Annotated in this window: 27 protein-coding genes; 18 read left to right on the top strand and 9 right to left on the bottom strand. The window is 73.7% G+C overall.

Annotated elements, in window-relative coordinates; all coding sequences use genetic code 11:
• Nucleotides 1–47 precede the first annotated feature (47 nt).
• From ACLJQM_RS23325 to crcB, 3 genes are read left to right on the top strand one after another with little or no spacing between them, the layout of a single operon-like run.
• Nucleotides 48–455 (top strand): fluoride efflux transporter FluC, encoded by a 408-nt coding sequence (locus tag ACLJQM_RS23325; RefSeq protein ID WP_360767297.1) that lies wholly within the window; start codon nt 48–50, stop codon nt 453–455.
• Entirely contained in the window at nt 455–787 is a 333-nt protein-coding gene (locus ACLJQM_RS23320; RefSeq protein ID WP_410632757.1) for a DUF190 domain-containing protein, read from the top strand. Before ACLJQM_RS23325 ends, ACLJQM_RS23320 begins: the two co-directional genes overlap by 1 nt.
• A complete protein-coding gene (gene crcB, locus ACLJQM_RS23315; protein ID WP_410632756.1) occupies nt 784–1,158 on the top strand; it encodes a fluoride efflux transporter CrcB in 375 nt (124 codons plus the stop codon). The genes ACLJQM_RS23320 and crcB overlap by 4 nt, the downstream gene beginning before the upstream one ends.
• A gap of 42 nt (nt 1,159–1,200) precedes the next feature.
• Here the strand turns inward: crcB and ACLJQM_RS23310 are convergent, their stop codons facing one another.
• From ACLJQM_RS23310 to ACLJQM_RS23300, 3 genes are read right to left on the bottom strand one after another with little or no spacing between them, the layout of a single operon-like run.
• On the bottom strand, nt 1,201–2,151 hold the full coding sequence (locus tag ACLJQM_RS23310; protein WP_247011712.1) for an LLM class F420-dependent oxidoreductase: 951 nt from the start codon (nt 2,149–2,151) through the stop codon (nt 1,201–1,203).
• A complete protein-coding gene (locus ACLJQM_RS23305) occupies nt 2,148–4,253 on the bottom strand; it encodes a prolyl oligopeptidase family serine peptidase (protein WP_410632755.1) in 2,106 nt (701 codons plus the stop codon). The genes ACLJQM_RS23310 and ACLJQM_RS23305 overlap by 4 nt, the downstream gene beginning before the upstream one ends.
• A 20-nt stretch (nt 4,254–4,273) precedes the next feature.
• The gene (locus tag ACLJQM_RS23300; protein ID WP_247011716.1) at nt 4,274–5,125 is read right to left on the bottom strand and encodes a PPK2 family polyphosphate kinase; all 852 of its coding nucleotides are present in this window, start codon (nt 5,123–5,125) and stop codon (nt 4,274–4,276) included.
• Nucleotides 5,126–5,286: 161 nt separating this feature from the next.
• Between ACLJQM_RS23300 and rocD the strand changes: the two genes are divergently transcribed.
• Together rocD and ACLJQM_RS23290 are read left to right on the top strand one after the other, a co-directional pair.
• Nucleotides 5,287–6,519 (top strand): ornithine--oxo-acid transaminase, encoded by a 1,233-nt coding sequence (gene rocD / locus ACLJQM_RS23295; RefSeq protein ID WP_360767285.1) that lies wholly within the window; start codon nt 5,287–5,289, stop codon nt 6,517–6,519.
• Nucleotides 6,520–6,600: 81 nt separating this feature from the next.
• Nucleotides 6,601–7,959, top strand: a complete 1,359-nt coding sequence (locus ACLJQM_RS23290; RefSeq protein ID WP_410632754.1) for a DUF2252 domain-containing protein — start codon at nt 6,601–6,603, stop codon at nt 7,957–7,959.
• Here ACLJQM_RS23290 and ACLJQM_RS23285 read toward each other — a convergent pair.
• Nucleotides 7,948–8,826, bottom strand: coding sequence for an FAD-dependent oxidoreductase (locus tag ACLJQM_RS23285; protein ID WP_410632752.1), 879 nt, complete (start codon nt 8,824–8,826; stop codon nt 7,948–7,950). The genes ACLJQM_RS23290 and ACLJQM_RS23285 overlap by 12 nt on opposite strands.
• A 148-nt stretch (nt 8,827–8,974) precedes the next feature.
• On the opposite strand from ACLJQM_RS23285, the gene ACLJQM_RS23280 reads away from it, so the two are divergent.
• Nucleotides 8,975–9,526, top strand: coding sequence for a phosphatase PAP2 family protein (locus ACLJQM_RS23280; protein WP_410632892.1), 552 nt, complete (start codon nt 8,975–8,977; stop codon nt 9,524–9,526).
• On the opposite strand, the gene zapE is transcribed toward ACLJQM_RS23280, so the two are convergent.
• The gene (zapE, locus tag ACLJQM_RS23275; protein ID WP_410632750.1) at nt 9,480–10,499 is read right to left on the bottom strand and encodes a cell division protein ZapE; all 1,020 of its coding nucleotides are present in this window, start codon (nt 10,497–10,499) and stop codon (nt 9,480–9,482) included. The two genes, ACLJQM_RS23280 and zapE, sit on opposite strands and share 47 nt — an antisense overlap.
• An 89-nt stretch (nt 10,500–10,588) precedes the next feature.
• On the opposite strand from zapE, the gene ACLJQM_RS23270 reads away from it, so the two are divergent.
• From ACLJQM_RS23270 to ACLJQM_RS23220, 11 genes are all read left to right on the top strand, one after another.
• Complete coding sequence (locus tag ACLJQM_RS23270; protein ID WP_410632749.1) at nt 10,589–11,326, top strand: pyrimidine reductase family protein; 738 nt, start codon at nt 10,589–10,591, stop codon at nt 11,324–11,326.
• Complete coding sequence (locus ACLJQM_RS23265) at nt 11,323–11,871, top strand: RNA polymerase sigma factor (RefSeq protein WP_247011726.1); 549 nt, start codon at nt 11,323–11,325, stop codon at nt 11,869–11,871. The genes ACLJQM_RS23270 and ACLJQM_RS23265 overlap by 4 nt, the downstream gene beginning before the upstream one ends.
• Entirely contained in the window at nt 11,871–12,284 is a 414-nt protein-coding gene (locus ACLJQM_RS23260) for a hypothetical protein (RefSeq protein WP_360767267.1), read from the top strand. The genes ACLJQM_RS23265 and ACLJQM_RS23260 overlap by 1 nt, the downstream gene beginning before the upstream one ends.
• Nucleotides 12,285–12,374: 90 nt before the next feature.
• Nucleotides 12,375–12,812, top strand: coding sequence for an Asp23/Gls24 family envelope stress response protein (locus tag ACLJQM_RS23255; RefSeq protein WP_360767264.1), 438 nt, complete (start codon nt 12,375–12,377; stop codon nt 12,810–12,812).
• Complete coding sequence (locus ACLJQM_RS23250; RefSeq protein ID WP_247011729.1) at nt 12,809–13,042, top strand: hypothetical protein; 234 nt, start codon at nt 12,809–12,811, stop codon at nt 13,040–13,042. The genes ACLJQM_RS23255 and ACLJQM_RS23250 overlap by 4 nt, the downstream gene beginning before the upstream one ends.
• Nucleotides 13,043–13,090: 48 nt before the next feature.
• Entirely contained in the window at nt 13,091–13,267 is a 177-nt protein-coding gene (locus ACLJQM_RS23245) for a hypothetical protein (protein WP_247011731.1), read from the top strand.
• Nucleotides 13,264–13,614, top strand: a complete 351-nt coding sequence (locus ACLJQM_RS23240) for a hypothetical protein (protein ID WP_410632748.1) — start codon at nt 13,264–13,266, stop codon at nt 13,612–13,614. The genes ACLJQM_RS23245 and ACLJQM_RS23240 overlap by 4 nt, the downstream gene beginning before the upstream one ends.
• Before the next feature lie 2 nt (nt 13,615–13,616).
• On the top strand, nt 13,617–14,153 hold the full coding sequence (locus ACLJQM_RS23235; protein ID WP_410632746.1) for a DUF6286 domain-containing protein: 537 nt from the start codon (nt 13,617–13,619) through the stop codon (nt 14,151–14,153).
• Nucleotides 14,150–14,749 carry an alkaline shock response membrane anchor protein AmaP gene (locus tag ACLJQM_RS23230; protein WP_410632745.1) on the top strand — a complete coding sequence of 200 codons (600 nt, stop codon included), beginning with the start codon at nt 14,150–14,152 and terminating at the stop codon, nt 14,747–14,749. The genes ACLJQM_RS23235 and ACLJQM_RS23230 overlap by 4 nt, the downstream gene beginning before the upstream one ends.
• Before the next feature lie 26 nt (nt 14,750–14,775).
• Nucleotides 14,776–15,855, top strand: coding sequence for an ATP-dependent DNA ligase (locus tag ACLJQM_RS23225; protein WP_410632744.1), 1,080 nt, complete (start codon nt 14,776–14,778; stop codon nt 15,853–15,855).
• A 74-nt stretch (nt 15,856–15,929) separates the two neighbouring features.
• Nucleotides 15,930–17,477 carry an alpha/beta hydrolase gene (locus ACLJQM_RS23220; protein ID WP_410632891.1) on the top strand — a complete coding sequence of 516 codons (1,548 nt, stop codon included), beginning with the start codon at nt 15,930–15,932 and terminating at the stop codon, nt 17,475–17,477.
• Between the two features lie 85 nt (nt 17,478–17,562).
• Here the strand turns inward: ACLJQM_RS23220 and ACLJQM_RS23215 are convergent, their stop codons facing one another.
• The 3 genes from ACLJQM_RS23215 to ACLJQM_RS23205 form a co-directional block, all read right to left on the bottom strand.
• On the bottom strand, nt 17,563–18,711 hold the full coding sequence (locus ACLJQM_RS23215; RefSeq protein WP_410632890.1) for an RNA polymerase sigma factor: 1,149 nt from the start codon (nt 18,709–18,711) through the stop codon (nt 17,563–17,565).
• An 8-nt stretch (nt 18,712–18,719) separates the two neighbouring features.
• Nucleotides 18,720–19,127, bottom strand: coding sequence for a YciI family protein (locus tag ACLJQM_RS23210; RefSeq protein ID WP_247011738.1), 408 nt, complete (start codon nt 19,125–19,127; stop codon nt 18,720–18,722).
• 158 nt (nt 19,128–19,285) lie between these two features.
• Nucleotides 19,286–19,528 carry a DUF2630 family protein gene (locus ACLJQM_RS23205; RefSeq protein ID WP_247011739.1) on the bottom strand — a complete coding sequence of 81 codons (243 nt, stop codon included), beginning with the start codon at nt 19,526–19,528 and terminating at the stop codon, nt 19,286–19,288.
• An 85-nt stretch (nt 19,529–19,613) separates the two neighbouring features.
• Between ACLJQM_RS23205 and ACLJQM_RS23200 the strand changes: the two genes are divergently transcribed.
• Entirely contained in the window at nt 19,614–19,985 is a 372-nt protein-coding gene (locus ACLJQM_RS23200) for a thioredoxin family protein (RefSeq protein WP_093951826.1), read from the top strand.
• A 54-nt stretch (nt 19,986–20,039) separates the two neighbouring features.
• Here ACLJQM_RS23200 and ACLJQM_RS23195 read toward each other — a convergent pair whose 3' ends face one another.
• The gene (locus ACLJQM_RS23195; protein ID WP_410632741.1) at nt 20,040–20,969 is read right to left on the bottom strand and encodes a proline dehydrogenase family protein; all 930 of its coding nucleotides are present in this window, start codon (nt 20,967–20,969) and stop codon (nt 20,040–20,042) included.
• Nucleotides 20,970–20,982: the final 13 nt, after the last annotated feature.

Below are 20,982 nucleotides of genomic sequence, written 5' to 3'. Positions count from 1 at the left end.
GGGTGGCGGGGACGCGTCGGCCATCGGGAGTAGGTTCGGCCGCGGAGGTGATCACCGTGCCCGCGACCCGGTGGGACGTCCTGCTGGCCATCGGCGCCGGCGGCGCGCTGGGCAGCCTCGCCCGCTACGGGCTGTCCGTCGCCATCCCGCACGCCCGCGGCGAGTTCGCCGTCGCGACGCTGCTCACCAACGCGCTCGGCTGCCTGCTCATCGGCGTCCTGATGGCCTTCCTCACGACCACCGCGCGCCCCCACCACCTGCTCCGCCCGTTCCTCGGCGTCGGCATCCTGGGCGGCTTCACGACGTTCTCCACGTTCGTGACCGACACCCTCGACGCGGCCACGACCGGGCGGATACTGGCTTCGCTGCTGTACGCGGCGGCGTCGCTGGTGCTGTGCCTGGCGGCGGTGGCCGCCGGACTGACGGCGACCCGCGCGATCCGGAAGGGACGCTGATGGAAGGACCGGCCACCCGCCTCACGATCTACCTCGGCGAAGACGACCACTGGCACCACAAGCCGCTCTACCACGAGATCGTCCGCCGGGCCCGCGCCGCCGGTCTCGCGGGCGCTTCGGTGCTTCGCGGCGTCGAGGGCTACGGCGCTTCGTCGCTGATCCACACGACGCGGATCCTGTCGCTGTCGGAGGACCTGCCGGTGGTCATCGTGATCATCGACGCCGAGGAGAAGCTCCGCGCGTTCCTGCCGCAGCTGGACGAGCTCATCGGCGAGGGACTGGTGACCCTCGACCGGGTCGAGGTGGTCCGCCACGCGGGGCGGACGGAGTGACGCTGCTCCTGGTGGCCCTCGGCGGCGCGGCCGGCTCGATCCTGCGCTACCTGACCGACCGCCGGGTGCAGACGTGGCGGGACTCGCCGTTCCCCTTCGGCACCCTGACGGTGAACATCGCCGGCTCGTTCATCCTGGGCTTCCTGAGCGGCTGGCTCCTGCACGGCGCGGAGCCGTCGTCGATCCGCGCCCTGGTCGCGGTCGGCTTCTGCGGCGGCCTGACGACGTTCTCGACGTTCGGCTACGAGACGGTCCGGCTGTTCCTGGAGAAGACCCGGCTGTACGCGGTGCTCAACGTGGTGGTGACGGTGGTCGCGGGCCTGGCCGCCGGAGCCGCCGGGCTGCTGCTGGCCACCGCGGTGTGGTCTTGAGGGGGAAACAGGGTTGAAACCCTGTTTCCCCCTCACGACCGGTCAGCGCGGCGCCAAGCCCCGCACCTGCTCGAACGGGTCACCGCCGGTCGGCAGGAGCGCGATGATCGGGGTCGTCAGCCCGTTGTCCACATAGGACTTGACCTGCTCCCGGCACGACTCCACGCTCCCGTGGATCACCAGCTCGTCCACCACCGAATCCGGGATCACCCGGTTCGCCTTCTGCCGGTCGCCCGCCGCCCACGCCTCGTGCATCGGGGCCAGTGCCTCGCCGCGGCCGAGCCAGTCGTGGAAGGCCGCGTACACCGGGACCGTCAGGTAGCTCGAGATCAGCATGCGGCCCAGGCCGCGCGCGGCTTCCGCGTCTTCCGTCGGGCAGACGAAGATCCGGGCCGCCAGCTCGGCGTCCGGTCCGATGACCGAGCGCACGCGAGGCACGTCCGACGCCGCCAGCCAGTTGGTGATCGCGCCGTCCGCCTCGCGCGCGGCCAGGCGGAGCATGCCGGGGCGCAGGGCCGCCAGCATGATCGACGGCGGCGGGTCGGCCGGGCGCTCCAGCCGGAACTTCGAGACGGCGAACGTGTCGTACTTTTCGCTCACCTTCTCCCCCGCCAGCGCCGAACGCAGGAAGCGCAGCGTGTCCCGCGAGCGCGCGAACGGCTCCTCGAACGGGGCGGCGTTCCAGTTCGAGACGATCACCGGGGACGACGCGCCGATGCCGAGGACGAACCGGCCGGGCGCCAGCTCCGCGACCGTCGCCGCCTGCATCGCCAGCAGGCCGGGGCCGCGGGTGTACACCGGCACGATCGCCGTGCCCAGGCGCAGCTGGGGCGCCCACTGCGAGGCCAGCACGAGCGGCGTGAAGGCGTCCGTGCCCGCCGTCTCCGCCGTCCACGCGTCGGTGTAACCCAGGTCCGGCAGCTGCTCGACCAGCTCGCGGTGCGCGGCGAGCGGCACCCCGGTCAGCGGAATCGTCAGGCCCCAGCGGCTCATGCGTTCTCCTTGTCGACGGCGACGGCGGAAAGCTCGCGCAGCAGCCAGTCCACCTGCGTGCGCATCAGGTTCTCCGCGACCTCTTCGGCCTGCGGCGTCATGTGGGTCGCGCCCGCCAGCGGCAGGAAGACGTGCGGGCGCCCCTTCGCCAGCAACGCCGACGACAGCCGCAGCGCGTGGGCGACGAACACGTTGTCGTCGGCCAGGCCGTGCACGATGAGCAGCGCGCGGCTCAGCTCGGCGGCGCTCTCGATCAGCGAGTTGTGCGCGTAGCTCTCCGGATCGTCCTGCGGTGTCCCGAGGTACCGCTCGGTGTAGTGCGTGTCGTACAGCGACCAGTCGGTGACCGGCGCGCCCGCGACCGCCGCGTGGAACACGTCCGGGCGCCGCAGCACCGCCAGCGCCGACAGGTACCCGCCGTAGGACCAGCCGCGGATGGCTACGCGCTCGAGGTCCAGCTCCGGGAACCGCGCGGCCGCCGCCTGCACGGCGTCCACCTGGTCGGCCAGGGTGACGTCGGCGAGGCGCCCGTGGATCTCGCGCTCCCACACCGCGCCGCGCCCGGGCGTGCCGCGGCCGTCCGCGACGAGCACCGCGAAGCCCTGGTCGGCCAGCCACTGCGAGGTCAGGAAGGCGTTGCGGCTCTGCAGGACGCGCTGGGCGTGCGGGCCGCCGTACGGGTCGAGCAGCACCGGCAGCTTGCCCTCGCTCGGCTCGTAGCCGCGCGGCAGCAGCAGCGCCGCGCGCAGGCCTCGCTCGCCCAGTGTCAGCCAGGTCAGGTTCGGCACGATCTCCGGGTCCACAGTGGACACAGAAATCGACGCCACCGGCGAGCCGTCGCGCAGCACCGAAACGCGCGGCCCGCTGTGCTCCAGGCTCCACGACGAAAGCACGGTGACCGCGGCGTTCCCGGCCCCGTGGTGCACGCCGTCCACAGTGGACAGGCGACGCACCGACGAGCCTTCCGTCCGGAAGACGTGGATCTGCGTCGGGTCGTCCTCGGAGGCGCTGAAGAGGATCTCCTCGCCGACGTCGAGGACCGCCCGCAGCTGGAGCCCGGCCGGGGTGACGGCCTCGCCGCCGACGAACAGCCGGTGGTCGCCGTCGACCATGCCCTCGGTGACCAGGCGCCCGTCGGGCGTCCACGCCGGGACGCCGCCGACGATGTCGATCCAGTGCTGGTCGGCCGCGGTGTGCACGACCGACGTCGAGCCGTCGGCGACGTCGAGGGCGAGGACGTCCATCCGCTTCTGGTCGCGCGGCTGGACGGCCAGCAGCGGCGCGCCGCCCGCCGACCAGTGCACCGAGGCCAGGTACTCCCACTCCCCCGGCTCGACGTCGACGCGGGAGCCGTCCAGGCCGAGCACCGCCAGCGAAACGAGCGCGTTCGTGGTGCCCGCCGCCGGGTAGGCGACGACGGTGGCGGGGTTCTGCGGGTTGGCCGGGTCGGCGATGGTCCAGCGCGGCACCGGGCCGCGGTCCGAGCGCTCGGCCAGGACGCTGCGGCCGTCCGGGGCCCACCAGTAGCCGCGGGTGCGGTCCATCTCCTCGGCCGCGATGAACTCCGCGAGGCCCCAGGTGATGTCCTCACCGTCCTCCTCGGCGAGCACGCGGTCGTCGCCGGTGGCCAGCTCCAGCACGTGCAGCCGCCGGTCCTGGACGTAGGCGACGTGCGTGCCGGCCGGGCTGGGCCGCGGGTCGATGACCGAACCGTCGACCCGCAGCGTCACCTCGCCGGACGCGAGGTCCAGCGTGTAGAGCTTGCCCGAGAGCGAGAACACCGCGACCGTGAAGCCCGCGTCGACGCCGTAGTGCACGACGCCGCCGCCGGTCTCGCGGGCCCGCTCCCGACGCGCGCGCTCCTCAGCGGGCAACTCCTCTTCGCCGGGCAGCAGCTCGGCGGCGTCGACCAGCTTGGTCTCGGCGCCGGTGGCCAGGTCGGCCGACCAGAGGCTGTGCCGGGGGTCGGTGCCCGACTCCGCGCGCAGGAACAGCACGCGGGAGCCGTCCGGGGCGACCCGGAACTCCTTCGGCGCGCCGAGGGTGAAGCGCTGGGTACGGGCCTGTTTGCGGAGGAACGGGAGGTCGTCGACATCGGTCACGTCCGCACTCTTTCAGACGATCACTCCGGTACGCCAACGCCCTTCAGCTTGGCCAGCTCCTCCGCGACGTCGAAGCCCGGCTCCGGGTACACCGGCTTCAGCTCGCCGAGGGTCTCGATGAGCAGCTCGGCGACCGCCCAGTTCCGGTACCACTTGTGGTCGGCGGGCACGACGTACCAGGGCGCGTGACCGGTCGACGTCTTCTTGAAGATGTCGGCGTAGGCCTGCTGGTAGGCCGGCCAGTGCGAGCGGGCTTCGAGGTCGCCCGGGTTGTACTTCCAGTGCTTCTCGGGCGTCTCCAGCCGGGCCTTCAGCCGCTTGAGCTGCTCCTGCGGCGAGATGTGCAGGAACACCTTGACGACGGTGGTGCCCGCGTCCGCCAGCTCCTTCTCGAACTCGTTGATCTCGGCGTAGCGGCGGCGGCGCTCGGCCGAGGTCAGCAGCCCGGTCACGCGCGGGACCAGGATGTCCTCGTAGTGCGAGCGGTCGAACACGCCGATCTGGCCCGCCACCGGCAGCTGCTTGCGGATGCGCCACAGGTAGTGGTGGCGCCGCTCGGCGGGCGTCGGGGCCTTGAACCCGGCGTAGCGGACGCCCATCGGGTTGACCAGGCCGAGCACGTGCGACACCGTGCCGCCCTTGCCGGAGGTGTCCATGCCCTGCAGCACGAGCAGGACGCTGCGGGTGCCGCCGCCGACGCCCTCGGCGTAGAGGGCCTCCTGCAGCGACGACAGCCGCTCGCCGGCGCTGTCGAGCTTGGCCAGCGCCTTGGGCTTCTTGCCGGGACCGACCGGGGCCGACCCGGGGTCCGGCAGCTCCGCGCCCACGCGCAGCGCGTCCCGGACCCGGCTACCTGCGTCGTTCTTCGCCATCCCGCGAAACTACCTGCTCAGGCCGCGGCTTTCCTGGTGAAGGGTCCCGGCCCGCCTCCCGCAGCGTTTCGGGGGTCGACGCCCGGAAGTGCGCAACGAACAACGGGTGAAAGCAACGATTCCCGGCTGAATTCTGCGTGTCCTGCCTTTAACCTGAACGTATGACGACGTTCGCCGGCCGGGAGACCGCCGCCCCCTCCGCCGCGAGCTTCATCGAGCTCGACGAGCGGTGGAGCACGCACAACTACCACCCGCTGCCCGTCGTGATCGCCGAAGCCTCCGGTGCCTCGGTGACCGACGTCGAGGGCCAGTCCTACCTCGACTTCCTCTCCGGGTACTCGGCCATGAACTTCGGCCACCGCCACCCGGACCTGGTCGCCGCCGCCGTCGAGCAGCTCGGCCGCGTCACGCTGACCTCGCGCGCGTTCCACCACGACCAGCTGGGCCTCTTCTGCCGGGAGCTGGCCGAGCTCACGGGCACCGAGCTGGTGCTGCCGATGAACTCCGGCGCCGAGGCCGTGGAGTCCGCGGTGAAGATCGCCCGGAAGTGGGCCCACCGGATCAAGGGCGTACCCGACGGTACCGCCGAGATCATCGTCGCCGGCTCGAACTTCCACGGCCGGACCACCACGATCGTGTCGTTCTCGACCGACGAGACCGCGCGCGCCGACTTCGGCCCGTTCACGCCCGGCTTCGTCACCGTGAAGTACGGCGACGCCGCCGCGCTGCGCGACGCCATCACCCCGCGCACCGCCGCCGTGCTCCTGGAGCCGGTGCAGGGCGAGGCCGGCGTCGTGGTGCCCCCGGAGGGCTACTTCGCCGAGGTCCGTTCCGCCTGCGACGAGCACGGCGTGCTGCTGATCGCCGACGAGATCCAGTCCGGCCTGGCCCGCACCGGCACCGTGCTGGCGCTGGACCACGAAGGCGTCCGCGCCGACGTCTACACCCTCGGCAAGGCCCTCGGCGGCGGCATCCTGCCGGTGTCGGCGGTGGTCGGCCGCCGCGACGTGCTGGGCGTGCTGCAGCCGGGCGAGCACGGCTCGACGTTCGGCGGCAACCCGCTGGCCTGCGCGGTCGGCCGCGCGGTGATCCGCCTGCTGAGCACGGGCGAGTTCCAGCAGCGCTCCACCGAACTGGGCGCCCACCTGCACGCACGGCTGACCGAGCTGATCGGGCACGGGCTGTCCGAGGTCCGCGGCCGCGGCCTGTGGGCGGGCATCGACATCGCCCCCGGCGGCCCGTCCGGCCGGGCGGCTTCGCAGGCGCTGTCGGCGCGGGGCGTGCTGTGCAAGGAAACGCACGAGCGCACGCTGCGCGTCGCACCGCCGCTGGTGATCACGCGTGCGGAACTGGACCGGGGCATCGACGCGATCGCCGAGGTCATCCGCCCCTGAACCACCCGGATGCCGCCGGCTGTGCCTCCCGCCCCGGCGGCATCCGGGAGCACAACGTCCCCTTCGGACGTTGTGCCCGGTATGGGATCAGGGGAATGGGTGGAACGGCCGCTCGCCGGCACCGGCGGGGACACGCCCGCCGAGCTGTACGAGCAGGGCAAACGGCTCCGGGAGAAGACGCCGGCCGCGGCGCACGACCACGAGGCCGCGGGCGCGGACCGGCCGACGCCGGAGCAGTACTTCGAGGCGAGCAACGCCGGGCGGCTGCCGGAGCTGGCCGAACTGCGGCGGGAACGCATGCGCGCGTCGCCGTTCACGTTCTTCCGCGGCGCCGCCGGGCTGATGGGCGCCGACCTCGCCGGCACGCCGTCGGCCGGGCTCACCGCGCAGCTCTGCGGCGACGCGCACGCGGCGAACTTCGGGCTCTACGGCACGCCCGAGGGCAAGATCGTGATGGACATCAACGACTTCGACGAGACCGTGCCGGGCCCGTGGGAGTGGGACCTCAAGCGGCTCGCGGCGAGCCTGGTGCTCGCCGGCCGTGAGGGCGGCATCGGTGAGTCCGGCTGCCGCGAAGCCGCCGAAGACGCCGTGAAGTCGTACCGCCGCACCATCCGCGCGCTGGCCGACCTGCCGTTCCTGCGGTCGTGGAACGCCCTGCCGGACTCCTCGGTGCTGTCGAAGGCCCGCGCGGACGAGCTGATCGACGACTTCGCCGACGCCGCCGAGAAGGCCCGCAAGAACACCAGCGCGAAGGTCGCGGCGAAGTGGACCGAGCGCGTCGACGACCACCGGACCGGCCTGTCCCGGCACCGGTTCGTCGAGGACCCGCCGGTGCTGACGCACGTCGACGAGCGGACCGCCGAAGCCGTCGCCGCCGGCCTGGTGTCCTATGTGGACACCCTGCGCGAGTCGCGGCGGACGCTGATCGCCCGCTACCGGCTCGCCGACGTCGCCTTCCGGGTGGTCGGCACGGGCAGCGTCGGGCTGCGCAGCTACGTCGCCCTGCTGCACGGCAACGACGAGGAAGACCTGGTGCTGCAGGTGAAGCAGGCGCAACGGCCGGCCCTGGCGCCGTACCTCGGCCTGCCTGCGGCGGAGCACGAAGGACAGCGGATCGTCGACGGCGCCCGGCTCGTCCAGGCCGAAACCGACATCCTGCTCGGCTGGACGACCATTGACGGCGAGCCGTTCATCGTCCGGCAGTTCCGCAACCTCAAGGGCGACATCGACCCGGCGGAGCTGGAAAAGGACCACCTCGACGACTACGGCCGCCTGGCCGGGGCGCTGCTGGCCCGCGCGCACACGCGGTCGCTGCACCCGAAGCTCCTGGCGGGCTACTTCGCCGACGATTCCGCGCTCGACGAGGCGCTGGGCGCGTACGCGGTCCGTTACGCCGACCGGACCGAAGCCGACCACGCGGAGTTCTCAGGAGCCTGAGACGAGTCCGGCGACGTCCGCCGCGCAGCCCCAGGCGAGGGTGATGCCCGCGCCGCCGTGGCCGTAGCAGTGCACGACGTCGCCGGTCCGCTCCAGCCGCACCTCGCGCCGGAACGGGCGCAGGCCGACCAGCGACCGCAGCACCCGTGCGCCGGCGAGCCGCGGTTCCAGCTCGCGGGCGCGGCGCACGATGCCGGCCGTCACGCCCGGGTTGGGTTCGGTGTCGCCGCGGCCCGGTTCTTCGGTGCCGCCGCAGACGACGTGGGTGCCGTGCGGGATGACATAGGTCGCGCCCGGGCCGGACTCGTCGACCGCGAACCCCGGCAGGCCCGGGTCGGCCAGGTGCACGACCTGGCCGCCGACGGGGACCATCGAGTCGTCCCCGGCCAGCCGGCCCGCGCCGAGCCCGGCCGCGTTGACGACCGGGCCGAGGCCGTCGAGCGAAGTCAGCGGCCGGTACTCGATGCGTACGCCCAGCGCGTTCACCCGGTTCAGGAGCCAGTCCAGGTAGACCGGGGTGTCGACGAGCGCGGTGGTGAAGTCCAGCCGGTCGCCGTCGCGGACGGGGTCGGTCATCGCGGTCAGCCACCACGGGTCCGGGGCGCCCGGCGCCAGCAGGACGCGGCCGCGGCGGAACCGCACGCCGGGCGCGTCCTGATCGCGCAGCACGGCGAGAGTCGCGGCGGTCCAGCGCACGATCCGCGCATCGGGACGGCGCACGGGCGGGTAGAGCACCCCACCGGCGACGGCGGAGGTCGTCTCCCCCGGCGGAGCGGCGGCGGCGAGGACGACGTCGTGGCCGGCTTCGGCCAGCCGGTGGGCACAGCTCAGCCCGATGATCCCGGCCCCGGCGACGGTCACCCGCATCCCGGCATCGTGACGCACGGACGCGGCGGGCCGCACCGAGGGGGCCGGACCACCCTCGCGCGGGTGAGGCCGAACGATCCCACCCGCCACGCTCGCCGGCCCACCCCGCGGGGCCGCGACTACCCTCGCGCGGGTGAGGACGATCCGGGTGGCGGCCGCGGTCTGCGGTCTGCTCGCACTGCTGCTGGGCCTGCCCTTCGCCGGCGGGACCGCCCCCGGCACCGTCGACCGGGCCGCCGCCGCAGCCGTCGCGCACCTCAGTCCCGGCGTCGTCGGGGCCCTCGTGCTCCCGACCGAGCCCTACGTCGTCATCGCGCTCGGCGTGCTCGCCGTCGTCCTCTGCCTCCGCGCCGGACAACGCCGGGAAGCCGCGCTGGCGCTCGCGATCCCCGTCCTGGCCATCCTGCTCACGGGCTGGCTGCTGAAACCCCTCTACGACCGCTGGAAGAACTACACCCTCGTCTACCCGAGCGGGCACACCGTGAGCCTCGTGGCCGTCCTGACCGTGCTCGTCCTCGTCACGCGCAAGGCCGTCGTGGTCGTGCTTTCCGCGCTCGCGCTCCTCGCGGCCACCGCCGGGCTCGTCGGGATGGGGTACCACTACCTGACCGACGTCGTGGGCGGGACGCTCTTCGCCGTCTCCGTCGTGCTGTTCAGCTGGCCTGCGCCGCGTCGCGTGCCAGTGCCGTCAGGCGGCTGACCGCGCGCAGGTACTTCTTGCGGTAGCCGCCGTTCACCATCTCCTCGGTGAACAGCGACGGCAGCGGCTCGCCCGAGACCACCACCGGGATCGCGCGGTCGTAGAGCCGGTCGGCGAACGCCACCAGCCGCAGCGCCACGTTCTGGTCCGGGGCCGGGTGGACGCCGCGCAGGTGCACGCGGGTGACGCCGTCCAGCAGCCGCCCGTACCGCGACGGGTGCAGCGACCCCAGGTGCTCGCACAGCGCGTCGAAGTCGTCCACAGTGGACCCTTCGTGCGCGGCGGCCGACTCCTCCAGCACCTCGGCCGAAACCGGCGGCGGCGCGTCCGGCAGGCCGCGGTGGCGGTAGTCCGGGCCGTCGACGCGGACCACGCCGAACCGGGCCGAGAGCGTCTGGATCTCGCGCAGGAAGTCCTCGGCGGCGAACCGGCCCTCGCCGAGCTTCTCCGGCAGCGTGTTCGACGTCGCCGCGACGAACACGCCGGCGTCCATCAGCTCCTGCAGCAGCCGCGTGACCAGGGTCGTGTCGCCGGGATCGTCGAGCTCGAACTCGTCGATGGCCAGGAGCCGGTGCTCCGACAGCCGCCGCACGGCTTCGGGGAAGCCCAGCGCGCCGACCAGGTGGGTCAGCTCCACGAACGTGCCGTACGCCTTGGGCGAGGGCACCGCGTGCCAGGCCGAGGCCAGCAGGTGGGTCTTGCCGACGCCGAACCCGCCGTCGAGGTAGAGCCCCATCGGGCCGGCCGGTTCGGCCGGCCCGCCGAAGAGCTTGAAGCGCTTCTTCTCCTTGCGCGTCCCCACTTTCGCGGCGAACGCCGAGCACGACTCGACCGCGGCGGCCTGGCTCGGCTCGTCGGGGTTCGGGAGGTAGGTCTCGAACCGGACGGCGTCGAAGCGCGGCGGCGGCACCAGCGCGCCGATCAGCTCGTCGGCGGACAGCTCGGGACGGCGGCCGGTGAGGTGCGCGGGCATGGTCACGGAGCCTATCCGCCGCACTCACCCGTCCGGGCGCCCAGCCGCCCCGGTAGAGACGTGCTTCACGCCCGTGCTGGGATTGTCCCGTGCGTAGCGTGTGGCCCCTCTCGGCGGGCGAGCTGACCGGGGAAGACCTCGAAGAGATCTACGCCTACCCGGCGAACCTCGACCGGCCGTGGGTGCAGGTCAACTTCGTCGCGTCCGCCGACGGCGCCGTCGAGGTCGACACGACGTCGGCCGGGCTGTCCCACGCCGCCGACCGGCGGGTCTTCCTGCTCGGGCGCGACCTCGCCGACGTGATCCTGGTCGGCGCCGGCACCGCCCGCGCGGAGGACTACCGCGGCGTCGTCGCGGGACCGAAGCGCCTGGAGCGCCGTCGCCGCCTCGGGTTCGACGGCGTCCCGCCGATCGCCGTGGTGACCCGGACCGCGGACCTCGACCCCGCTTCCCGGCTGTTCACCGAGACCGTCGTTCCCCCGATCGTGGTCACCACGGAAACCGCGGACACCGCGGCGCTCGAAGCCGCCGGGGCGTCGGTGCTGCGGGCGGGCACCGCCGACGTCGACCTGCCGCGCGCCCTCGACCTGCTGGCCGAGCGGGGCCTGCGCCGTATCGCGTGCGAAGGCGGGCCGCGGCTGTTCGCGCAGCTCGTCGCGGCCGACCGGATCGACCAGCTGTGCCTGACCGTCGCGCCGCTGCTCGTGGCCGGGACGGCGGACCGGATCGCCACCGGTCCCGGCAGCGTTCCCCGCCGGCTCGCGCTGGCGTCGATCCTGGTCGAGGACGGCTTCACGTTCCTGCGCTACCGCCGGGCCGCCGGGTGAGCGCCGACGCCGACCTGGCCACCCGGGCCGCGGCCGGGGACGAAGCCGCGTTCGGCGCGCTCGTGCGCGAGCACACGCCCCGGATGTACCGGGTCGCGCTGCGGATCACCGGCAGCGCCGCCGAGGCCGAGGACGTCGTGCAGGAGTCGTGGCTCGCCGCGTGGCGCGCGCTCGGCACGTTCCGCCACGAGTCCGCGGTGTCGACCTGGCTCTACCGCGTCGTCACCAACAGCGCGCTCGCCCTGCTGCGCCGCCGCAAGCCCACGATCTCGCTCGACGAACCGGCCGGGCAGTCCACTGTGGACCTCGAACTGCTCGCGGTCCCCGGTCCCGAAGGCCGCGTCGTGCGCGCCGAGGAGGTCGACGCGGTGCTGCGGGCGATCGGCAGGCTCGAGGTGTCCCAGCGGGTGCCGCTCGTGCTGCGCGAGCTGGAAGGCCTGAGCTACGAAGAGGTCGCCGAAGTGCTCGACGTGAACGTCGGCGCCTTGCGTTCCCGGCTGCACCGGGCCAGGGTGGCGCTGCTCGCCGAGTTGAGGGAGCGGTGATGGCCGAGCAGACCGACCCCGAGCGCGACCCGCGCTGGGACGCCGTGCGCGCCGCCGCCCGGCGCCGCGTGCCGACCCCGCCCGGCCTGGTCGAGCGCGTGCTGCGGGCGGTCGCGCGCGGCGGGCGGACGGCCGTCGCGGTGCCCGGCGACGACGGTGGCCTGCGGATCACCGAACAGACCGTCGTCCGCCTGGCCGGGACCATCGCGGCCGGCCGGGCGCCCGCCGGGGTACGCGTCTCCGCCGTGGCCGTCGAGGACGCCGTCGTGCAGGTGCTGGTGTCGGTCCGCTTCGGCGTCGTCGCCGACGAAGCCGCCGAAGCGCTGCGACGGGAGATCACCGCCGAGCTGTCCCGGCAGCTGGGTGTCGCGACCCCGGTGAACGTGCACGTCGTGGACGTCCACCCGGACTGAACATTCCCCCGATCGGGGGACCTTGCGTGAGGGATTCGCGCTCCCGGGCATCGTAAGGGCGAGAGACCGCCGCGAGAGGAGCCAGCACGCATGCACCCGGAACGGACCGAGAGCCCCGGCACGGTCACGCCGCTCAACGAGGAGGGTGCGGCCGGCCGCACCACGATCTCGTCGCTGGTCGTGCAGAAGGTGGCCGGGCTGGCCACCCGCGAGGTCGCCGGCGTGCACGCGCTCGGCGGCGGCGGGGTGTCCCGCGCGATCGGCGCGCTGCGCGAGCGGATCCCCGGCTCCGGCACGGTGACCACGACCGGGGTGTCGGTCGAGGTCGGCGAGAAGCAGACCGCGATCGACCTCGACGTCGTCGTCGAGTACGGCGCCCGCATCACCGACGTCGCCCGCGCGGTGCGGCGCAACGTGATCACCGCGGTCGAGCAGATCACCGGGCTCGAGGTGATCGAGGTGAACATCGCCGTCAACGACATCCACCTGCCGGGCGACGAAGAGCCCGAGTCCACGCGGGTGGAGTGACCGCGCGCGGACCGGACGACCCGGAGGGCCGCGCGGCCTTCCGGGCCTTCGTGCGCACCCACCACCCGGACGTCGGCGGCGACCCGGCGGAGTTCGCGGCGGGCCTGGCCCGCTTCCGCGAGCCGGCCCCGGACTCCCGCTTCGACGCCCCGGTCGTCTTCGTGCCCCGCCGCCGCGGCCTCGCGGCGTTCTTCGCCCGCTTCCGCCGCCGCCCGCCCCGCGTGCGGTGACCGCCCCGCCGGGGCAAGCTTCCCCCACCGCCCGTCCAAGGAGGACATGTGAACGCAACGAAGACCGGGCTCCTGGCCGGGCTGATCCTCGGCCTCGCCGCGACCCAGGGGTTCACCGCGTTCCTGGTGACGCTGGCCGTCGGGATCATCGGCCTGGTCGCCGGCCGGGTCCTCGACGGCGAACTCGACCTCGGCGAGCTGTTCGGCAAGGGCCGCGACAAGTGAACCGCGCCCTCGACGTGCCGCGCGAGCTCGCCGAACCGGCCGAGCGCGGCACCCTCACCATCGGCCACGCCGTGGTCCGCAAGGTCGCGCAGCACGCCGCCGACCAGGTGCCGGGCATCGCGCACGACGGCAAGAAGGGCGCGAAGGCCAAGGTCGGCGGCCTCGACAACGACGTCGACCTCGCGCTGGACCTCGCCCTGCGCTACCCGGGCGCGGTCCGGGCGGTCGTCGGCGACGTGCGGGAGAAGGTCACCGAAGAGGTCGAGCTGATCACCGGCTACCACGTGCGGACGCTCGCCGTGACGGTGTCCGCGCTGCTGCCGGCCCCCGCGCCGAGGGTGCGGTAGCCGTGCGCCCGTTCGTCCGCATCCTCGCCACCCTCCTCGGCCTGGCCTTCGCCGCCGCCGGGGCGGTGCTGGCCCTCGAAGTCGGCTGGCACTGGTGGCGCCCGGAAGCGGCGCCGCTGCTCGTGCCGTGGCCGCGCTGGCAAGCCGAACTCGGCGCGCTGGGCTGGGACGCCTACGCGGTCCGCGTCGGCGCCGGGGTGCTCGCCGCCGCGGGCCTGGTGCTCGTCTTCTGCGCGCTGGCCGCCGGCAGCCGTGCGGTGCGGCTGACCGACCCGGCCGACGAAGTGAGCGTCTCGACGTCGCCGCGGTCGCTGGCCCGGCTGGTCGGGCTGACCGTGCGCGCGCAGGACAACGTCGCCGGCGCGTCCGTCACCGCGAGCGCCCGGCGGGTCCGCGTCCGGGCGAAGAGCACCCTGGAAACCGAGGGCGAGCTGCGGCCGCGGCTGCTGGAAACCGTGTCCGCCCTGCTCGACGAGGTCCCGCTGGCGCGGCGGCCGAAGGTGACCGTCGTCGTCGATTCGCCGAAGGACCGCCGATGACCAAGTCCGTTGCCGCGAAGGCGCTTTCCCGGTCGTACGCGGGCGAACGCGTGCTGACGTTCCTCGTCGGGCTGCTCGCCCTGCTCGGCGGCGCGCTCGCGCTCGTCGTGGGGTACGGCGTGCTCGGCGAGTACCGGGGCCGGCGGCCGCTGCTGGACCCGATGGCCGTCGAGTGGCTCGGGAGCCACGCCACTCCGGCGCGGATCGCCGCGATCGTGCTCGGCGTGCTGCTGTTCGTGCTCGGGCTGCGCTGGGCGCTGCGCTCGCTGCGCCCGGAACCGCGGCCGGACCTGGACCTCGACCGCACCGACGGCGCCGAGCTGGTGGTCACCGCGGCCGCGATCGCCGAGGCCGTGCAAGCCGACGCCGAGCAGCTCGACGGCGTGAGCCGCGCCCGGGTCCGCGCGGTCGGCTCGCGCACCGCCCCCGCGTTGCGGATCACGCTGTGGCTGCACGAAGGCACCGATCTCAAGGGCGTCTGGGCCGGGTTGGACACGCGGGTGCTGGCCAGGGCCCGCGAATCGCTCGGCCTCGACGTCCTGCCCACGGCCGTCCGCCTGGAACTCGACACGACCGCGCCGAAACGCGTGCGCTGAGCCGGGCTTTTCCGCAGAATGCGGGCATGCCCCTACCGCTGCAGCCGCCGCTGAAGCCGATGCTCGCCAAGCCCGCGAAGGCCATCCCGGACTCCGGCGGCTTGCTGTTCGAGCCGAAGTGGGACGGGTTCCGCTGCCTCGTCTTCCGCGACGGCGACGAGCTGTACCTGCAGTCCCGCGCGGAAAAACCGCTCAACCGGTACTTCCCCGAAGCGGTGGCCCGGCTGCTGGAGGTGCTGCCGCCGCGGGTGGTGCTGGACGGCGAGCTCGTCGTCGCGCGGGACGGGCGGCTCAACTTCGACGCCCTCACCGAACGGATCCACCCGGCCGAAAGCCGCATCACGCTCCTGGCGGCCGAGCAGCCCGCCGAGTTCGTCGCGTTCGACGTCCTCGCCCTCGGCGACGACCTGCTGCTCGACGAGCCGACGTCGGTGCGCCGCGACCGGCTCGTGGAGCTGGCGGGCGAGAAGTTCCCGCTCACCCCCGCCACGACCGACCCGGCCACCGCGCGGCACTGGTTCGAGCTGTTCGAAGGCGCCGGTCTCGACGGCGTCATCGGCAAGCCGCTGGACGAGCCATACACGCCCGGCAAGCGCGTGATGCTCAAGTACAAGCACGTGCGCACCGCGGACTGCGTGCTGGCCGGGCTGCGCTGGCACGTCGACGGTGGCCCCGGCGAACTGGTCGGCTCCTTCCTGCTCGGCCTGCGCGACGAGGAGGGCGTGCTGCACCACGTCGGCACGGTCGGGTCGTTCCCGATGCCGCGGCGCCGTGAACTGGCCGAGGAGCTGGCGCCGTTGGTCACCGACGGCGAAGACCACCCGTGGGGCGGGCTCGCGAAGGGCGCGGGGCAGCGCATCCCGGGCGGGATCACGCGCTGGCGCGCCACCGAGCACGAGTGGGTGCCGCTGCGGCCCGAGCGCGTCGTCGAAGTCGCCTACGAGAACACCGAAGGCGGGATGCCCTCGCGGTTCCGGCACAACGCGCGGTTCAAGCGCTGGCGCCCGGACCGCGAGGCCGCTTCGTGCGACTACAGCCAGCTCGAGGAGCCGGCCCGGTACGACCTCGACGCCGTGTTCCGCGGCCAGGTCGTGCGGACCCGCTAACCCTCGTCCCACACCGGCCGTGCGAAGCTCGGCTGGCCCTGCCCTTGATCGTGCTCGACGTGAGGATCCCGCCCGTGCGCCGCCGCCGTTCCCGTGTCCTGGTCGCGCTGCTCGCCCTGGCCGCCGCCGCGGGGTGCGCCGCCGGGCCGTCGGTGCGCCCGGCGCTGGTCGAGAACGACGGGAAGACCACCGGCAGCACGCCGGCGGGGACGCCGTCGGTGCCGCTGCCGCCGCTGGCCGAACCGCAGTCGCCGACGGTGAAGTGGGCCGACTGCGACGACGACACCCGGCAGCGGATCGGCACCCCCGCGGTGCCGGACACCCTGCACTTCACCTGCGCGCGCGTCACCGCCCCGCTGGACGCCCCGGGCGAGCCCCGCCGGTCGCTGGTGCGGCTGCTGGCGCTGAAGGTGGGCAGCGGACCGGTGCCGCTGGTCGTCGTCAACGACATCGACGGCGAGCCGGGCACGGTCTACGCGGCGCGGCTGGCCGCGACGCTGCCGCCGGCGTTCCTGGAGAAGTTCTCGCTGGTCGGGGTGGACCGCCGCGGCACGGGGATGTCCGGCGCGGCCCAGTGCGTGCCGCCGGACATCCGCCACGACCTGATCGACGCCGACCCGGCCCAGGGCGGCCTGCAGGACGTGCTCGACGCGGCCCGCAAGGCGGGTCAGCAGTGCGCGATCGAGCTGGACGACTCCCAGACGGCGCTGGACAGCTGGCGCGCGGCGGGCGACCTCGACGAGGTGCGCAAGCAGCTGGGCATGGAGCGCCTGAACGCCCTCGGCCGCGGCGACGGCTCGAAGGTGCTGGCCGACTACGCGGTCCGCTTCCCCGGCCAGGTCGGCCGCGTGGTCCTCGACGGCGTCCCCGACCCGGGCGCGGACACCGCGGCTGTGCTCGACGCGGTCGCCGCCGGCGCCCAGTCCACCTTGGACGCGTTCGGCACGGACTGCGCGACCCGCGGCTGCGCGCTGGGCGACCCGAAGGCGGCGCTGGCCGCGGTGACCGACCAGCTGCGCGCGAACCCCCCGCTGACCCCGGACGGCGTCGCGTTCGGCCCGGGCGTCGCGATGTTCGCGGTCTACTCGGGACTTTCGCAGCGCGCGCGCTGGCCGGAACTGGCGGACGCGCTGGTGGCGGCACGCGGCGGCAACACCGGCCCGCTGGCGGCGTTCGCGGCCCCGGTGCTGCAGGACTCGCGCGCACAGCCGTCCCGGATCGACGCGACGATCGCGACCCGCTGCAACGACAGCCAGACGCGGTTGTCGGCGGACCAGCTCGACCAGGTGGTGGCCGGCATGCGGGCGAAGTACCCGCAGTTCGGCGCGGTGGTCGCGCAGCAGCTGGCGTGGTGCGGACCGTGGCCCGTGCGCACGGAACCACTGCCGGCCCCGGGCGCCCCGGGCGCCCCGCCGATCCTGGTCGCGGCGACGGCGGCCGACCCGTCGACCCCGGGAGTGGGCAGCACGCGGGCGGCCGATCAGATGCCGTCGGCGGTGACGATCACCTGGCAGGGAGCGGGGCACGGCGCGGTGGGCGCTTCGCCGTGCGTGACCGACGCGGCGCGGGCCTTCCTGGTGGACGGGAAGGTCCCGGCGAACGGAACCCTCTGCCCGGCCTGACGGCACGGGGTGAACCCGCGGCCGGCGAGGCAGCCCACCCACCCGACGGAGGGCGCCGTCGCCGCAGGTCATTCCGGTCTGATGGTCAGGAGTCGCGGAGACCGGCGTTGAGCCGCGCCGCCTCGCGGGTCAAGTGCTCGACCTCCGCCACGTTCGCCGCCTTCCGGGCCGCCTCCACGTACAGCTCCGCCGCCTTCGCCAGGTCGCCCTCGCGCTCGTGGAGGTACGCCGCCACCGCCGTGTACCGCGGCAGGTTCTCGTCCAGCTCGGCCAGCGCCGCCAGCCCGGCGCGCGGGCCGTCCGCCTCCCCCACCGCCACCGCGCGGTTGAGGCGCACCACCGGGCTCCCGGTCAGCTTCGCCAGCTCGTCGTACCACTCGACGATCTGCACCCAGTCGGTCTCGCCCGCGGTCGGGGCGTCGGCGTGCAGCGCCGCGATCGCCGCCTGGGCCTGGAACTCGCCGAGCCGATCCCGCGCCAGCGCGGCCTGCAGGATCGCCACCCCCTCGGCGATCAGCCCGGTGTCCCACAACGACCGGTCCTGGGCGGCCAGCGGCACCAGGTCACCGTCGGGCCCGAGGCGGCTGGCCCGCCGGGCGTGGTGCAGCAGCATCAACGCGAGCAGCCCCGCCACCTCCGGGTGGTCGATCGCCGCCGCCAGCCGCCGGGTGAGGCGGATCGCCTCCGCCGCCAGGTCGACATCGCCCGAGTAGCCCTCGTTGAACACCAGGTACAGCACGCGCAGCACCGTCGCGACGTCGCCGGGCTCGTCGAACCGCACTCCCGAGACCGTCTTCTTGGCGCGGCTGATGCGCTGCCCCATCGTCGCCTCGGGCACCAGGTACGCCTGCGCGATCTGGCGCGTCGTCAGCCCGCCCACCGCGCGCAGCGTCAGCGCGACCGCGGACGACGGCGACAGCGACGGGTGCGCGCACAGGAAGTACAGCTGGAGCGTGTCGTCCTCGGCCGGCACGTCCCCGGGCGTCACCTCGGCTTCGACGACGTCCTCGCGGCGACGGCGGGCGGTCTCGGACCGGGTCTCGTCGAGGAACTTGCGCCAGGCCACCGTGACCAGCCAGCCCTTGGGGTCGCGCGGCGGGCCGTCCGCCCAGCCGCGGACGGCCTCGATCAGGGCTTCCTGGACGGCGTCCTCGGCCGCCGCGAAGGGAGCCCCGCGGCGGACGAGGACCGCCAGGACGGCCGGGGTCAGGCTGCGGAGCAGGACCTCCTCCACCGGACCGGTCACTCCGTGATCGTGGGCAGCGGGGCCAGGCACGGGCGCAGCTCGAGCCACTCGTGGATCGGCTTCCCGCCCGCGCCCGGCGCCGCGGACAGCTCGCCGGCCAGCTCGAGCGCGCGCTCGTGGCTGTCGACGTCGATGATCATCCAGCCGGCGATCAGGTCCTTGGTCTCGGCGAACGGGCCGTCGGTGACCGGCGGGCGCCCTTCGCCGTCGAAGCGGACGAACGTCCCCTCGGGGGCGAGGCCCTGCTCGCTGACGAACTCGCCGGTCTCCCGGAGCTTGACCGCGAACTCGTCCATGTACCGGATGTGCGCGGTGATCTCTTCGGGCGTCCAGCGGTCCATCGGCACGTCGTTGACCGCCGCCGGGGCGCCGCGGTAGTGCTTGAGCAGCAGGTACTTGGCCATCGTGGTGCTCCCTCGGTGGTGGGCGACCGGCGGTCCCGGTCGCCTTCACCCCGGGGACGGAGCCGGTTCTCCGGTTTCGACATCGCCACCGAACTCTTTCGGGGGTCCGGGTGGCGGAGCCCCCGGCTCGGGGCGGAGCCCCGGGCGACACGGAAAAATTACTGGCGGTACGACTCGACCTCGGAGACCGGGCGGGCCGCGGCGTCGTCCGGGTTCTCGTGGAACTCGGTTTTCGCGCGGCGCTGCCGGAGCAGGTCCCAGCACTGGTCGAGCTGCTGCTCGACCGCGGTGAGGCGATCCTTGTCGCCGCCGCTCAGCCCCACGCCGACCGAGCGCGACCGGAGCTCGTGCTCCTCCGCGATCAGCTCGTCGATCCGGCCCAGGATTTCGCTGTCGGCCATGTCGTTCCTCCTCTTGCGGTTTGCTCGGGTGAGACGCTACCCCGGCCCCGGGAATTCCCGCCGCGCCCGGTTCGTTGACCTGGGCATGAGCACCGTTGAGCTGACCGCCGAGAACTTCGACCAGACGGTAAACGACAACGAGTTCGTCCTGATCGACTTCTGGGCGAGCTGGTGCGGGCCGTGCCGCCAGTTCGCGCCGGTCTACGAAAAGGCCTCCGAGAAGCACGACGACCTCGTGTTCGCGAGCGTCGACACCGAAGCGCAGCAGCAGCTCGCCGCCGCCTTCGACGTCCGCTCCATCCCGACGCTGGCCATCATCCGCGACAAGACGCTGATCTACGCCCAGCCCGGCGCGCTGCCCGAGCCGGCCCTCGAAGAGCTCATCAAGCAGGCTCGCGAGGTCGACATGGACGAGGTCAAGCGCAAGGCCGCCGAAGCCGAGGCCGAACAGGCCTGACCACCACCACACGACGAAGGCCGCTCCGGATCCCGGAGCGGCCTTCGTCGTACCTCAGGACCTGGTCGCGAGCCCGCGCAGGAAGAACGCCAGGTTCGCCGGGCGCTCGGCCAGCCGCCGCATGAAGTAGCCGTACCACTCGTCGCCGTAGGGCACGTAGACCCGCATGCGCGCGCCCGAAGCCGCGATCCGCGCCTGCTCCTCCGGCCGGATGCCGTAGAGCATCTGGAACTCGTGGTCGTCGTCACGTCGGAGGTTTTCCTCGGCCAGCGCGGCGGCGATCTCGATCATCCGCGGGTCGTGCGAAGCGACCATCGGGTAGCCCTCGCCCGCCATCAGCACGCGCAGGCAGCGGACGTAGGACTTGTCCACTTCGGACTTCTCCTGGAATGCGACCGACTCGGGCTCGGCGTACGCGCCCTTGCACAGCCGCACGCGCGACCCCGGCCCGGACAGCTCCCGGCAGTCCTGCTCGGTGCGCCGCAGGTAGGCCTGCAGCACCGCGCCGACCCACGGGTACTCGCCGCGCAGCTCGCGCAGGATGCCGAGCGTCGAGTCCGTGGTGGTGTGGTCCTCCATGTCGAGCGTCACGGTGGCGCCGACCGCCTCGGCCGCCGCGCAGATCTTCCGCGCGTTCTCGCACGCGACGTCCTCGCCGTTCGACGGCAGGAACTGGCCCACCGCCGACAGCTTCACCGAGACGTCGGCACCGTCCGCCAGCCCTTCGGAGGCCAGCGCCGACAGCACGGCTTCGTAGGCCGCGACGGTCGACGCGGCCTGCGCGGCGTCGGTGGTGTCCTCGCCCAGGTGGTCGAGGGTGATCCGCCGGCCGTCCGCCGCCAGTTCCCCGGCGACGCGGACGGCGTGGGCGGTCTCGGACCCGGCGACGAACCGGCGCACCACGGATCGCGTGGCAGGCACCGCCTCGACGAGCCGCCGGATGCCCTTCGAGCGGGCGGCGGCGAGCAACGGGGCACGCAGCATGACGGTCTCCCTC

This window comes from Amycolatopsis sp. cmx-4-83 (genome assembly GCF_046548815.1).
In the GTDB taxonomy this organism is placed as follows: domain Bacteria; phylum Actinomycetota; class Actinomycetes; order Mycobacteriales; family Pseudonocardiaceae; genus Amycolatopsis; species Amycolatopsis pretoriensis_A.
The sequence above is the reverse complement of the archived record's forward strand: the minus strand, read 5'-3'. Positions and strand labels throughout refer to the sequence as shown.

Coding starts and splice junctions, on each gene's coding strand:
- ACLJQM_RS23230 (WP_410632745.1), top strand. CDS start 14,150: ATGACCAAGTCCGTTGCCGCGAAGGCGCTTTCCCGGTCGTACGCGGGC.
- ACLJQM_RS23290 (WP_410632754.1), top strand. CDS start 6,601: ATGGGATCAGGGGAATGGGTGGAACGGCCGCTCGCCGGCACCGGCGGG.
- ACLJQM_RS23285 (WP_410632752.1), bottom strand. CDS start 8,826: ATGCGGGTGACCGTCGCCGGGGCCGGGATCATCGGGCTGAGCTGTGCC.
- ACLJQM_RS23320 (WP_410632757.1), top strand. CDS start 455: ATGGAAGGACCGGCCACCCGCCTCACGATCTACCTCGGCGAAGACGAC.
- ACLJQM_RS23300 (WP_247011716.1), bottom strand. CDS start 5,125: ATGGCGAAGAACGACGCAGGTAGCCGGGTCCGGGACGCGCTGCGCGTG.
- ACLJQM_RS23210 (WP_247011738.1), bottom strand. CDS start 19,127: ATGGCCAAGTACCTGCTGCTCAAGCACTACCGCGGCGCCCCGGCGGCG.
- rocD (WP_360767285.1), top strand. CDS start 5,287: ATGACGACGTTCGCCGGCCGGGAGACCGCCGCCCCCTCCGCCGCGAGC.
- zapE (WP_410632750.1), bottom strand. CDS start 10,499: ATGCCCGCGCACCTCACCGGCCGCCGTCCCGAGCTGTCCGCCGACGAG.
- ACLJQM_RS23205 (WP_247011739.1), bottom strand. CDS start 19,528: ATGGCCGACAGCGAAATCCTGGGCCGGATCGACGAGCTGATCGCGGAG.
- ACLJQM_RS23260 (WP_360767267.1), top strand. CDS start 11,871: ATGGCCGAGCAGACCGACCCCGAGCGCGACCCGCGCTGGGACGCCGTG.
- ACLJQM_RS23310 (WP_247011712.1), bottom strand. CDS start 2,151: ATGAGCCGCTGGGGCCTGACGATTCCGCTGACCGGGGTGCCGCTCGCC.
- ACLJQM_RS23225 (WP_410632744.1), top strand. CDS start 14,776: ATGCCCCTACCGCTGCAGCCGCCGCTGAAGCCGATGCTCGCCAAGCCC.
- ACLJQM_RS23195 (WP_410632741.1), bottom strand. CDS start 20,969: ATGCTGCGTGCCCCGTTGCTCGCCGCCGCCCGCTCGAAGGGCATCCGG.
- ACLJQM_RS23200 (WP_093951826.1), top strand. CDS start 19,614: ATGAGCACCGTTGAGCTGACCGCCGAGAACTTCGACCAGACGGTAAAC.
- ACLJQM_RS23255 (WP_360767264.1), top strand. CDS start 12,375: ATGCACCCGGAACGGACCGAGAGCCCCGGCACGGTCACGCCGCTCAAC.